14 protein-coding genes and 1 other annotated feature are annotated in these 12,863 nt (G+C 52.6%); of the genes, 4 read left to right on the top strand and 10 right to left on the bottom strand.

Annotation, left to right across the window (positions count from 1 at the left end):
* Positions 1-14 precede the first annotated feature (14 nt).
* Positions 15-1,181, top strand: a complete 1,167-nt coding sequence (gene ugd / locus ACS603_RS00345; RefSeq protein WP_182061662.1) for a UDP-glucose 6-dehydrogenase — start codon at positions 15-17, stop codon at positions 1,179-1,181.
* Between the two features lie 56 nt (positions 1,182-1,237).
* Here the strand turns inward: ugd and ACS603_RS00350 are convergent, their stop codons facing one another.
* On the bottom strand, positions 1,238-2,242 hold the full coding sequence (locus ACS603_RS00350; RefSeq protein WP_474943568.1) for an NAD-dependent epimerase: 1,005 nt from the start codon (positions 2,240-2,242) through the stop codon (positions 1,238-1,240).
* Between the two features lie 193 nt (positions 2,243-2,435).
* Here ACS603_RS00350 and wzzB point away from each other — a divergent pair, with 193 nt between their 5' ends.
* Positions 2,436-3,416 (top strand): LPS O-antigen chain length determinant protein WzzB, encoded by a 981-nt coding sequence (gene wzzB / locus ACS603_RS00355; RefSeq protein ID WP_474943569.1) that lies wholly within the window; start codon positions 2,436-2,438, stop codon positions 3,414-3,416.
* Positions 3,417-3,456: 40 nt separating this feature from the next.
* Here wzzB and hisIE read toward each other — a convergent pair whose 3' ends face one another.
* The 9 genes from hisIE to hisL all read right to left on the bottom strand — a co-directional run bounded on the left by hisIE (position 3,457) and on the right by hisL (position 10,673).
* The gene (hisIE, locus tag ACS603_RS00360) at positions 3,457-4,068 is read right to left on the bottom strand and encodes a bifunctional phosphoribosyl-AMP cyclohydrolase/phosphoribosyl-ATP diphosphatase HisIE (RefSeq protein WP_182061659.1); all 612 of its coding nucleotides are present in this window, start codon (positions 4,066-4,068) and stop codon (positions 3,457-3,459) included.
* The gene (gene hisF, locus ACS603_RS00365) at positions 4,062-4,838 is read right to left on the bottom strand and encodes an imidazole glycerol phosphate synthase subunit HisF (RefSeq protein ID WP_474943570.1); all 777 of its coding nucleotides are present in this window, start codon (positions 4,836-4,838) and stop codon (positions 4,062-4,064) included. Before hisF ends, hisIE begins: the two co-directional genes overlap by 7 nt.
* Positions 4,820-5,557, bottom strand: coding sequence for a 1-(5-phosphoribosyl)-5-[(5-phosphoribosylamino)methylideneamino]imidazole-4-carboxamide isomerase (hisA, locus tag ACS603_RS00370; protein WP_474943571.1), 738 nt, complete (start codon positions 5,555-5,557; stop codon positions 4,820-4,822). The genes hisF and hisA overlap by 19 nt, the downstream gene beginning before the upstream one ends.
* Complete coding sequence (hisH, locus tag ACS603_RS00375; protein ID WP_182061656.1) at positions 5,557-6,147, bottom strand: imidazole glycerol phosphate synthase subunit HisH; 591 nt, start codon at positions 6,145-6,147, stop codon at positions 5,557-5,559. The genes hisA and hisH overlap by 1 nt, the downstream gene beginning before the upstream one ends.
* Entirely contained in the window at positions 6,147-7,214 is a 1,068-nt protein-coding gene (gene hisB, locus ACS603_RS00380) for a bifunctional histidinol-phosphatase/imidazoleglycerol-phosphate dehydratase HisB (protein ID WP_182061655.1), read from the bottom strand. Before hisB ends, hisH begins: the two co-directional genes overlap by 1 nt.
* A complete protein-coding gene (gene hisC / locus ACS603_RS00385) occupies positions 7,211-8,272 on the bottom strand; it encodes a histidinol-phosphate transaminase (protein WP_474943572.1) in 1,062 nt (353 codons plus the stop codon). The genes hisB and hisC overlap by 4 nt, the downstream gene beginning before the upstream one ends.
* The gene (gene hisD / locus ACS603_RS00390) at positions 8,269-9,573 is read right to left on the bottom strand and encodes a histidinol dehydrogenase (protein ID WP_182061653.1); all 1,305 of its coding nucleotides are present in this window, start codon (positions 9,571-9,573) and stop codon (positions 8,269-8,271) included. The genes hisC and hisD overlap by 4 nt, the downstream gene beginning before the upstream one ends.
* 5 nt (positions 9,574-9,578) lie before the next feature.
* On the bottom strand, positions 9,579-10,478 hold the full coding sequence (gene hisG, locus ACS603_RS00395; protein WP_014070900.1) for an ATP phosphoribosyltransferase: 900 nt from the start codon (positions 10,476-10,478) through the stop codon (positions 9,579-9,581).
* 45 nt (positions 10,479-10,523) lie between these two features.
* Positions 10,524-10,647 (bottom strand) — a sequence feature (His leader region).
* Complete coding sequence (gene hisL / locus ACS603_RS00400) at positions 10,623-10,673, bottom strand: his operon leader peptide (RefSeq protein ID WP_112010712.1); 51 nt, start codon at positions 10,671-10,673, stop codon at positions 10,623-10,625. It overlaps the preceding feature by 25 nt.
* A gap of 175 nt (positions 10,674-10,848) precedes the next feature.
* On the opposite strand from hisL, the gene ACS603_RS00405 reads away from it, so the two are divergent.
* Together ACS603_RS00405 and ACS603_RS00410 are read left to right on the top strand one after the other, a co-directional pair.
* The gene (locus ACS603_RS00405) at positions 10,849-11,673 is read left to right on the top strand and encodes an SDR family oxidoreductase (RefSeq protein WP_182061652.1); all 825 of its coding nucleotides are present in this window, start codon (positions 10,849-10,851) and stop codon (positions 11,671-11,673) included.
* 41 nt (positions 11,674-11,714) lie between these two features.
* Positions 11,715-12,644 carry a LysR substrate-binding domain-containing protein gene (locus tag ACS603_RS00410; RefSeq protein ID WP_315686118.1) on the top strand — a complete coding sequence of 310 codons (930 nt, stop codon included), beginning with the start codon at positions 11,715-11,717 and terminating at the stop codon, positions 12,642-12,644.
* Positions 12,645-12,863: the final 219 nt, after the last annotated feature.

Below are 12,863 nucleotides of genomic sequence, written 5' to 3' on the forward strand. Positions count from 1 at the left end.
GAAGAAGTTGAACGATGAAAATAACAATCTCCGGAACAGGCTATGTTGGTCTTTCAAACGGTATTCTGATTGCGCAGAATCACGAAGTGGTCGCGCTGGATATCGTTCAGGCCAAAGTGGATATGCTTAATCAGAAAGTCTCCCCGATTGTTGACAAGGAGATCCAGGATTATCTTTCCAATAAACCTCTGAATTTCCGCGCAACGACGGATAAAGAAGACGCATACCGCAACGCGGACTACGTCATCATCGCTACGCCAACCGATTACGATCCGAAAACCAACTACTTCAACACCTCCAGTGTCGAAGCGGTGATTAAGGATGTTACGGCGATCAACCCGAATGCGGTGATGATTATCAAATCGACCATTCCTGTAGGCTTCACCAAATCCATCAAGGAAAAGCTGGGTATTGATAATGTCTTCTTCTCGCCAGAGTTCCTGCGTGAGGGAAGAGCGTTATACGATAACCTGCATCCGTCCCGTATTGTGATTGGCGAGCGTTCTGAGCGTGCTGAGCGTTTTGCTGCGCTGCTCCAGGAAGGAGCGATTAAGAAAGATATTGCGGTACTGTTTACCGATTCCACCGAAGCCGAAGCGATTAAACTCTTCGCGAACACCTATCTGGCGATGCGCGTTGCGTACTTCAATGAGCTGGACAGCTATGCCGAAAGCCTGGGTCTGAACACCCGTCAGATTATCGAAGGTGTCTGCCTGGATCCGCGCATTGGCAACCACTACAACAACCCGTCGTTTGGTTATGGTGGTTATTGCCTGCCGAAAGACACCAAACAGCTGCTGGCGAACTATCAGGCTGTGCCAAACAACCTGATCTCAGCGATTGTTGATGCTAACCGTACGCGTAAAGACTTTATCTCTGATTCCATCCTTGCGCGTCGCCCGAAAGTTGTGGGTGTGTACCGTTTGATCATGAAAAGCGGCTCTGATAACTTCCGCGCCTCTTCTATTCAGGGGATCATGAAGCGTATCAAGGCGAAGGGTGTGCAGGTTGTGATTTATGAGCCAGCGATGAAAGAAGATGAGTTCTTCCACTCCCGTGTGGTTCGTGACCTGGATGCCTTTAAGAAAGAGGCGGATGTGATCATCTCTAACCGTATGGCGGATGAGCTGGCAGATGTGGCGGATAAAGTGTATACCCGCGATCTGTTTGGCAGTGACTGATGGTTATTGCAGATAACGCGTAAAAAAATGCCCGGCACTGCCGGGCATTGTTGTTTTTAGACGTTGTAGAAATTGCGATACCAGTCTACAAAATTCTTAACCCCTTCTTTTACCGAGGTTTGTGGCTTAAAGCCAACCACATCCTGAAGGGGTTTGGTGTCTGCGCTGGTTTCCAGCACATCACCTGGCTGTACAGGCATCATGTTCTTTTTCGCTTCGGAGCCCAGGGCTTCTTCGAGTGCGGTGATGTAATCCATCAGCTCAACAGGCGCGCTGTTGCCGATGTTGTAAATATGGTACGGCGCGGAACTTGACGCAGGAGAACCCGTTTCAACAGTCCACTCCGGATTTGGCTTTGGGATGACGTCCTGAAGGCGAATGATACCTTCGACGATATCGTCGATATAGGTAAAGTCGCGCTTCATCTTGCCGTAGTTATACACATCGATACTGTTACCTTCGAGCATCGCTTTGGTAAACTTAAACAGCGCCATGTCCGGGCGACCCCACGGGCCGTAAACGGTAAAGAAGCGCAGCCCGGTGGTTGGCAGACCGTAAAGATGCGAATAGGTGTGCGCCATCAGCTCATTTGCTTTCTTGGTGGCCGCGTACAGAGATACAGGGTGATCCACTGAATCATCGGTAGAGAATGGCATCTTGCTGTTCAGGCCATACACGGAGCTGGAAGACGCATAAACTAAATGCTGAACCTGGTTATGGCGGCAGCCTTCCAGAACGTTAAGGTGCCCAATCAGGTTAGATTCGGCGTAGACATGAGGGTTTTCCAGCGAGTAACGCACGCCTGCCTGAGCAGCCAGGTGAATAACCCGGTCAAACTTCTCTTCAGCAAAGAGTGCAGCCATCCCTTCACGGTCGGCGAGGTCAAGTTTGCGAAACGTAAAATTCTCAGACGCCAAAAGATCCAGTCGGGCTTGCTTCAGGCTCACATCGTAGTAGCTGTTCAGGTTATCAATACCCACAACCTGATGGCCCGCCTTCAGAAGTCGTTCGCTGACGTGAAAGCCAATAAAACCAGCGGCTCCGGTGACCAAAAATTTCATACCAATCCTCTTCAGTAACAAATATCGCGATGCGCTATGCGCAAAAGATGGTGTGCATCATACCGCTAAGTGCCGGGTTAGCAAAACTTCACCAGTCAGCGGATAACTCATAGGATTCTTATAGAAAAATCGTCAGTACAGGATAAACTATACAAATAATATTTTTTTGTGCTTTTTACCTGTTAAGGATTGTATGACGCATAACAACAATAACGTGGTCAGCAGAAGCAATGACCCGGAGCAATTTGATTTACTTGATTTAGTAATGCAACTTTGGCACGGCAAAAAGACAATAGTCACCTGTGTCGTTGTTGCCATCGTACTGGCGGTTATTTACATCTTTGTCGCAAAAGAGAAATGGACCTCCACGGCAATTATCACCCAGCCAGATGCTGCCCAGGTTGCGACATACAACGGCGCGCTGAACATTCTGTATGGCAGTGCTGCGCCATCGTTATCGGATGTTCAGTCACGTGTAATCGGCCGTTTCAACGCGTCAATTTCAGCGCTTTCTCAGGCGCTTGATAACCAGCTGGTTCCTGAAAAATTATCCATTGAACCTGCGGTGAAAGGGCAGGCGCTGCCGTTGGTGATCACTTATGTCAGCAGTACGGCAGAAGGGGCGCAGAAGCAGCTGAATCAATATATTAGCCAGGTAAATGAACAGACAGCAAAAGAGCTGGGCGTTGACCTGAAAGACAACATTACACAGCAGATTTCAGCCCTGAATGACTCCCTCGAAAACCAGCAGAAAGTTGCTCAGGAACAAAAGCAGCTGCGTATTCAGCAGATCTCTGAAGCGTTAAAATTTGCGCAAGCCGCGAAGGTCGTGACACCGCAGATCCAGCAAACCCAGGATGTCACGCAGGAAACGATGTTCCTGCTGGGAAGCGAAGCGCTGCAATCGATGATTGACCACGAATCGACACGCCCACTGGTATTCTCGCCAGCGTATTACCAGACCAAACAGAACTTACTGGATATCGAGAAACTTCACGTTGATCCGTCCACTATCCATGCTTACCGTTATGTCATGCAGCCAGACCTGCCCGTGACGCGCGACAGCCCGAAAAAAGCTATTCTGCTGATTCTGGCGGTGCTGCTGGGTGGGATTATCGGTTCATGCGTGGTGTTGGTTCGTAACGCGTTACGCAGCTACACACCAAAAGCCTGATAAGCAGACAAAAAAAGACCGGGTTTCCCCGGTCTTTTTTTTATTTGTGGCGTTTACGCAGATTCTCAATAACCGCGGTTAAATCGAGATCCTGGTCTTGCAGTAGCACCAGCAGGTGATACATCAAATCCGAGGCTTCGTTAGTCAATTCTTCGCGGTCATGTACGGTCGCCGCCAGAGCCGTTTCTACCCCTTCTTCACCCACTTTCTGCGCAATACGTTTCGTACCGCTGGCGTACAGCTTCGCGGTATACGAGCTTTGCGGGTCCGCCGTTTTGCGTTCCGCTAACAGCTGTTCAAGCTGATACAGGAACAACCACTGGTGGCTAGCATCACCGAAGCAGCTGCTGGTGCCTTTATGGCAGGTCGGGCCAATTGGGTTTGCCAGGATAAGCAGGGTGTCGTTATCGCAGTCCGGCGTAATGCTGACCACGTTCAGGAAATGGCCCGAAGTTTCACCTTTGGTCCACAGGCGCTGTTTGGTGCGCGAGAAGAAAGTGACTTTACCGCTGTCGACCGTTTTAGCCAGCGCCTCCTGGTTCACATATCCCAGCATCAGGACTTCACCTGATACGGCATGTTGTACAACGACTGGCAATAATCCGTCAGTTTTTTCCCAGTCCAGCTGTGCCTGTTGTTGCTCTGTTAACATACCCTTATCTCCACGCCCTGATTTGCCAGGTACGTTTTTAACTCACCAATATTGATAATTTGTTTATGGAATACGGATGCGGCAAGCGCGCCGTCTACGGATACATCGCGGAAGGCTTCCAGGAAGTGTTCCATGGTTCCCGCGCCACCGGAGGCAATCAGCGGCACATGGCACACCGAACGCACTTTTTTCAACTGCTCCAGGTCGTAACCGTTACGTACGCCGTCCTGGTTCATCATGTTCAGTACGATTTCGCCTGCGCCGCGTTTCTGGACTTCCTGTACCCAGTCCAGCGTCTCCCACTGGGTTACGCGGGTACGGCTTTCGTCACCGGTATACTGGTTAACGTGATACTTGCCCGTTGCGTCGTCAAACCAGGTATCGATACCCACCACAATGCACTGCACGCCAAAGCGGTCAGCCAGACGGGTGATTAACTCAGGGTCTGCCAGTGCCGGTGAGTTGATGGAGATCTTATCTGCCCCGAAGGAGAGAATTTTGGCAGCATCTTCCGAAGACTTGATACCGCCAGCCACGCAGAATGGAATATCAATCACTTCCGCCACGCGTGCAACCCAGCTTTTGTCCACAACACGTCCATCGCTGGATGCGGTGATATCGTAAAATACCAGCTCGTCAGCACCTTCATCGGCATAACGTTTTGCCAGAGGGACGATGTCACCAATGATTTCGTGGTTGCGGAACTGCACGCCTTTCACTACCTGGCCGTCACGTACGTCCAGGCAAGGGATTATCCGTTTTGCCAGCATTGAATCGCCTCCGTCACAGTAAATTTTTCTTCCAGTAAGGCGCGTCCAACAATCACGCCGCGAACACCTGTACCGCGCAGAGCGGCGATGTCGGCCAAATCCCCAATACCGCCAGAGGACTGGAAGGCGATCTGCGGATAACGCGCGCAGACTTCGTCGTACAAAGAAACATTCGAACCTGCCAGCGTCCCGTCGCGTGAGATATCCGTGCAAAGGACATGTTTCAGGCCTACTGGCAGATAAATATCAACCAGCTCTTCCAGCGTCACACCGGAGTTTTCCTGCCAGCCGCTGACGGCAACCTGTTTGTTGCCCTGTTCGTCGATACGTACGTCCAGCGCCAGTACCAGCGCATCCGCACCGAAACGGCGGAACCAGCCTTTGACCATTTCGGGGTCTTTGACGGCGGTAGAGCCAACGACAACGCGCGCCACACCCGCTTCAAGCAGGGCCGCAACGTCCTCTTCAGTACGCACGCCACCACCCACCTGAACGGGCACATTCACGCCCGCGACCAGCTTTTTGAGCAGAGGGATCTGGCGTTTCGCCGGGTCCTTCGCGCCTGTGAGATCCACCAGGTGCAGCACTTCAGCGCCCTGAGCGGCGTAATCCTGCAAACGTGGCAGCGGATCATTACCATAGTCACGTTGCTGAGCGTAATCACCCTGGTGGAGCCGGACGACGGTGCCGTCAATTAAATCTAATGCGGGAATAATCATCACATCTCCAGGAAGTTTTTCAGCAACTGCGCGCCTGCGGCGCCAGAGCGTTCCGGGTGAAACTGCACGCCGTAGAAATTGTCTTTCTGAACCGCAGCGGTAAATGGCTCGCCATAGTTGCACTGGGCAATGGTGTATGGGTTGACCGGCATCGCGTAGCTGTGCACAAAGTAGAAATAGGCACCGTCTTCAATGCCGCGAAACAGCCTGTCTCCTGCTTTCGGGTACACACGGTTCCAGCCCATATGCGGCAGTGGCAGACCGTGGTCGATCATTTTCGGCACATCCTGATCGATAATACCCAGCAGGTCGACGCCGTTGTTCTCTGCACTGTGACGACCCAGAAGCTGCATCCCCAGGCAGATCCCCAGCACTGGCTGAGTACAGGCTTTAATCAGGTCAACCAGTTCACGCTCGTGGATCTGATCCATGGCTGCCTGCGCCGTTCCTACGCCGGGTAAAAAGAGTTTGTCTGCGCGTAACACCACGTCCGGATCACGGCTGACCACAGGCTCATAGCCGTGGCGCGAAATAGCCGATTTAACGGAGTTCAGGTTGGCGCATCCGGTATCCAGAATGACCACGTTCATTACAACACTCCTTTAGACGAGGGCAGGGCATCACCTTCCACACGAATTGCCTGACGCAGGGTTCGACCAAACGCTTTGAACAGACTCTCTACGCGGTGGTGGTCGTTCTTGCCTTTGGTTTTCAGGTGCAGCGTCAGACCCATGGTGTAGGAAAGTGAACGGAAGAAGTGTTCAACCATTTCAGTGCTGAGATCGCCTACGCGCTGGTATGCGAAATCTGCTTTGTACTCCAGGTGCGGGCGGCCAGAAATATCCAGCGCACAGCGCGCAAGGCACTCGTCCATTGGCAGAACAAAGCCAAAACGGTTGATACCGCGCTTGTCACCCAGCGCCAGCTTGAGCGCTTCGCCCAGCGCCAGGCCAGTGTCTTCAACAGTGTGGTGATCGTCGATGTACAGATCGCCTTTTACGGCAATTTCCATGCGGAACCCACCGTGGGTGGCAATCTGATCCAGCATGTGATCGAAGAAGCCGACGCCGGTGTGGATCTTGCTGCCGCCTTCACGATCCAGCCACACCTTCACGTCGATCTGCGTCTCTTTGGTATTACGTTCAACGTGGGAGTAACGATCGCGTTTGGTCAGCTGTTCGCCAATCTGCGCCCAGTTGAGATCGCTGCGGTTATAGCGCAGGCCAGAAATACCCATGTTCTCAGCCAGCGTGATGTCGGTGGCGCGATCGCCAATGACATAGCTGTTGGCTTTATCCAGCACGGCTTCGGCCAGGTAACGCTCTACCAGTTTTACCTTCGGCTTACGGCAATCACAGTTATCTGCCGGGAGGTGCGGACAGATCAGCACCTCTTCAAATTCCACACCCTGCGAGGTCAGAATTTGCATCATCAGATTATGCGGGCCGTCAAAATCCGCCTGCGGGAAGCTGCTGGTGCCCAGACCATCCTGATTGGTGATCATCACCAGCTTAAACCCGGTTTTTTGCAGTTTGAGCAATACCGGGATCACATCAGCTTCAAAAGCCAGTTTGTCGAGACGATCGACCTGAAAATCGGTTGGTGGCTCGGCAATAATGGTGCCGTCACGATCGATGAAAAGGTACTTCTGGCTCATACTTTCTCCGCATTCAGGGCGTCAATAACGCGCTGGCTCTCTTCACGGGTCCCCACGGTAATACGCAGGCAACCGCTCAGTGAAGGTTGTTTATTTTGATCTCGTAAGATAATGCCCTGATCCCACAAGGATTTAAATACCGCACTGGAGGCGATAAACCGCACCAGGATGTAATTTGTTTCAGAGTCGAAAACCTGCTCAACGCAGGCTATCTCTCTTAGCGCATTGACCAGATACTGACGCTCATTCAGGATTTGCGCCACTCTGCCGCGCATTGCCTCAAGCCCTTGCGGTGTCAGTGCCTGAGCGGCAATATCCGCAACAGGGGTGGACAGCGGATAAGGGGCAATCACTTTCATCAGCAGGTCGATGACCTCTTTATTGGCCAGCGTAAAACCACAACGCAGGCCAGCAAGGGCAAAGGCTTTCGACAGTGTGCGCAATACGACCAGATGCGGATACTCTTCGAGCCAGCCGGCGAGGGATGCCTGCGGGCAAAATTCGATGTAGGCCTCATCCGCGACAACCAGAGCTTTGCCACGGGTCATCTCCAGCAGCGTACGGATATCCTGTGGGTTGATAATCTGCCCGGTCGGGTTGTTTGGGCTGCACACAAACACTACTTTCACGCCATCGAGGTTTTTCGCAATACTGTCAAGATCCAGCTGCCAGTTGTCCAGCGACAGCACGTTACGACACGCCACGCCGAAGGTTTCTGCGCTCACGCTGTACATGCCGTAGGTCGGCTGGCAGTACATAACGGCATCTTTGCCCGGCTCGCAGAAGGCGCGGATCAGCAGCTCAATGCCTTCGTCGGCGCCACGGCTGACCAGCACCTGCTCAGGTTTTACGCCAGCATAGGCGGCATAGTTCTCAATAACCGCTTTTGGCTGGCACTCCGGGTAGCGGTTCAGCGTTTGCTGAGACAGCTCAAACTTCACCGCCGTCGGGAATTCATTGGCATTCAGCCACACATCGCCGTTACCGCCCAGGCGGCGCGCAGACTGATACGGAGTCAGTCGACGGACATTTTCGCGAGCTAATTCTTCGATGTTCATGCTTGCTCCTTCAGGGCTGCAACGCGCAGCGTAACGGCATTTTTGTGGGCGGTCAGACGTTCTGCGGCGGCCAGGGTTTCAATGGTGGATGCCAGTGATGCAAAACCTTCGCGGGAGAGTTCCTGCACGGTCATGCGTTTCTGGAAATCCGCCAGCCCCAGGCTGGAACAAGTAGACGTATAGCCATAAGTGGGCAGCACGTGGTTTGTCCCGGAGGCGTAATCGCCAGCTGATTCTGGTGACCAGTCACCCAGGAAGACGGAGCCCGCGCTGGTGATGCCATCAACCAGTTCACGCGCGTTGCGGGTCTGAATAATCAGGTGCTCCGGACCGTACTGGTTAGAGATGGCAATACACTGCTCAATACTGTGCGTCACAATCAGGCGGCTGGCGGACAGCGCCTGGCGGGCGGTATCGGCACGTGGCAAATCAGCGAGCTGGCGTTCCACGGCTTCGCCTGTGCGTCTGGCCATGTCGGCGTCCGGCGTCAGCAAAATCACTTGTGAATCAGGGCCGTGTTCAGCCTGAGATAACAGGTCGGACGCCACAAAATCAGGGGTTGCGCCACTATCGGCAATCACCAGCACTTCAGACGGGCCGGCAGGCATATCGATTGCAGCGCCGTCCAGACGCTGGCTGACCTGGCGTTTGGCTTCAGTCACATACGCATTGCCAGGCCCAAAAATCTTATCGACTTGCGGGACAGATTCAGTGCCGAAAGCCAGAGCAGAAATGGCCTGCGCGCCGCCCACTTTAAAGATCTCCTGCACGCCACAGAGCTTAGCGGCATACAGAATTTCATCGGCAATCGGCGGTGGGGAGCAGAGGACCACTTTCTGACACCCGGCAATACGCGCCGGGGTGGCCAGCATTAATACGGTTGAAAACAGAGGTGCCGAACCGCCAGGAATATAGAGCCCCACAGAGGCGACCGGGCGCGTTACCTGCTGGCAGCGCACGCCTGGCAGGGTTTCCACATCAACGATTTGCAGCTTTTGCGCGGTGTGGAAGGTATCGATGTTTTTCACCGCCACAGCCATCGCCTGCTTGATCTCATCACCCAGACGGTTGCTGGCATCGGCAATTTCTTGTTCGGTGACTTTCAGCGCACCAACTTCTGTTTTATCGAACTTTGCGCTGTATTCGCGCAGCGCTTCATCGCCGCGGGATTTGACGTTGTTGAGGATCTCCGCCACGGTGCGAGTAATGCTCTCTGAGGCGGAAATCGCCGGGCGCATCAGCAGTTCACGCTGTTGCTCTTCGGTACACGTATTCCAGTCGATGATTGTGTTAAAGCTCATGGCAATTACTCCATCATCTTCTCAATTGGCAGCACCAGAATAGAGCTTGCGCCCAGTGCTTTCAGTTTTTCCATGGTTTCCCAGAACAGGGTTTCGCTGCTCACCATGTGCATCGCCACACGCTGCTGATCGCCTGCCAGCGGCAGAATGGTTGGGCGTTCAGCGCCAGGCAACAGGGCGATAACTTCATCAAGACGTTCTGTTGGTGCGTGCATCATGATGTATTTTGATTCGCGAGCCTGAATCACACCCTGAATACGGGTCAGCAGTCTGTCGATAAGCTGCTGCTTGGCGCTGTCCATTTCGCCATCGCGCTGGATAAGGCAGGCTTTGGAGCGGTAAATCACTTCCACTTCACGCAGGCCGTTTGCTTCCAGAGTTGCGCCAGTAGACACCAGGTCGCAAATGGCATCAGCGAGGCCAGCGCGTGGAGCAACTTCAACAGAACCGTTCAGCAGACAGGATTTGAACTGCACGCCTTTTTGATCCAGATAACGCTTCAACAGGTGAGGGTAAGAGGTTGCGATACGTTTGCCGTTCAGTGCCGCCGGGCCATCCCATGCTTCATCCGCCGGGGTTGCAAGAGACAGACGGCAACCACCGAAGTCCAGACGACGCAGGGTGAAGTAGCGCGGGTCTTCACCCTGTGCACGGCGGGTCAGTAACTCTTCTTCCAGTACGTTTTCGCCAATGATCCCAAGATCAACGACGCCATCCATCACCAGGCCCGGGATATCGTCATCACGCACGCGCAGAATATCAATTGGCATATTCTCAGCCAGGGCAATCAGGCGCTGAGTGTGCAGGTTGATTTTAATCCCGCAGCGAGCCAGCAATTCGCGTGAATCATCACTAAGACGGCCGGATTTTTGCATAGCTATGCGTAAACGTGAGTTATCTAACATTATTTATTCCTCGTTAACCTGTTTTAACCTGTCTGAATTCAGTCCAAAAAAAAGCCCCCGGAAGAAAATCTTCCGGGGGCTTTCTCTTGCGTTCATGCACCACTGGAAGATCCAAACGTCTTCCAGCACACATCGCCTGAAAGACTAGTCAGGATGATGGTGATGATGGTGAAGTTTAAATTGAACGCGTGTCATAAATTTTCTCGATGAATGCTTATTCATTTGATGCCTTTTAACCTAAACCACTTGTACCGCAGAAAGCAAGGGCTTTTTTTGATCATTAATTCATTTCATATTGATGCTATGAATTGTGTGTTCTGCGGGGCTGGCGTAGCCTTAATACAGATGTAAGAGAGTCAGGAGAAATCACATGAAAAAGGTCGCAATTGTCGGTTTAGGGTGGCTAGGGATGCCACTGGCAATGTCATTAGCAGCGAAAGGCTGGCAAGTGACCGGGAGTAAAACCACTGCAGATGGGGTCGAAGCGGCGCGGATGTGCGGTATCGATGGTATCGAACTGCGTCTGGAACCAGAGCTGGTGTGTGACGCTGACGATCTGGATGTGTTAATGGGCGTTGATGCACTGGTGATAACGCTCCCGGCAAGACGCAGCGGCCCCGGTGAATCATTCTACTTACAGGCGGTGCAGGAGATTGTTGATAGTGCGCTTGCGCACCATGTTCCGCGCATTATTTTTACCAGCTCGACATCGGTGTACGGTGATGTCGATGGCACCGTGAAAGAGAACACTGTGCGCCACCCTGTCACCGCCAGTGGCCGGGTACTGAAAGAGCTGGAAGACTGGCTGCATAATCTGCCCGGTACTCAGGTGGATATTTTGCGTCTGGCGGGGTTGGTAGGGCCCGGGCGTCACCCAGGGCGTTTCTTTGCCGGAAAATCGGCTCCTGACGGGCAACATGGCGTCAATCTTGTGCATCTTGAGGATGTGATCGGCGCAATTGAGCTGTTGTTACAGGCTCCTAAGGGTGGGCACATCTATAATATATGTGCACCCTCTCATCCTTCGCGACGCACATTTTATCCGCTGATGGCGCGCCAGCTGGGCCTGGCTCCACCTGTTTTTGGAGATGCGCAGGGTGAAAGTAAAGGTAAAGTCATTGATGGCAATCGTATTTGTCATGAACTGGGATTTGAGTATCAGTATCCCGATCCGCTGGTGATGCCCATGGAATAACACCATCAGCGGGGGTGGTCGCACGCCGCGTGGGGGCGAACATGAAACCGTTGCTGGATGTTCTTATTATTCTGGATGCGCTGGAAAAAGAGGGGAGCTTCGCGGCTGCATCGGCGAAGCTCTACAAAACGCCTTCAGCGCTGAGTTACACCGTGCATAAACTGGAGAGCGATCTGAATATCCAGCTTCTTGATCGCTCCGGGCATCGTGCGCGTTTTACCCGTACCGGCCAGATGCTGCTGGAAAAGGGTCGTGAAGTCCTGCACACGGTACGTGAACTGGAAAAACAAGCCATTAAGCTTCACCAGGGCTGGGAAAATGAGCTGGTGATAGGCGTCGATGATACCTTTCCTTTTTCTCTTCTGACGCCGCTTATCGAAGCGTTTTATCAGCGCCACAGCGTGACACGGTTAATCTTTATTAATGGCGTACTGGGTGGCTCCTGGGATGCGTTAACGCAGGGGAGAGCGGATATCATTGTTGGTGCATTGCATGAACCGCCTCAACTGAGCGATTTCGGTTTTGCGCGGCTGGGTATTCTGGAACAAGTATTTGCCGTTGCGCCACATCACCCGTTAGCGCAAGAGCCTGAGCCGATTAATCGTCGTACTCTCAGAGGATTTAGGGCTATTGTGGTGGGAGACAGCTCGCACCCTGAATATATGACACCCTCGCAGCAGCTAGATTGCCAGGAAGCGATTACGGTATTCGATTTTAAAACCAAGCTTGAGCTGCAAATAAGCGGGCTCGGATGCGGTTACCTTCCGCGTTATTTGGCGCAACGATATATTGAAAGCGGCGCGCTGGTTGAGAAGCAGGTCGTCGCACAAAGTAATAATGAATCTGTGTGGGTTGGCTGGAATGAACAAACAGCCGGGCTTGCAAGCGCCTGGTGGCGAGCCGAAATTTTAGCAAATAGTGCTATCGCTGCGGTTTACACTCCGCCTGATGTTGATAAATCAACCGGTTAGTGAAAAGAAATTATTGTTGTGCTTCTCAATCTATTGCCTTTTGTGTCAGGAATAGGGCAAAATGCCGCCGCTGCAAACAAATGAATAATCGACGATATAAAAGGCGTCGGTTATTTTTTTTTGCATGTATGAAACGAAACTAAAAACCAAGAGGCCGGGCTTCGTACCGGATAGATATTTACTAAAATCCGACAGTTGTTGTCGCTGAGGAATACAGAA

This window comes from Enterobacter sp. Li2LvB3, assembly GCF_056156645.1.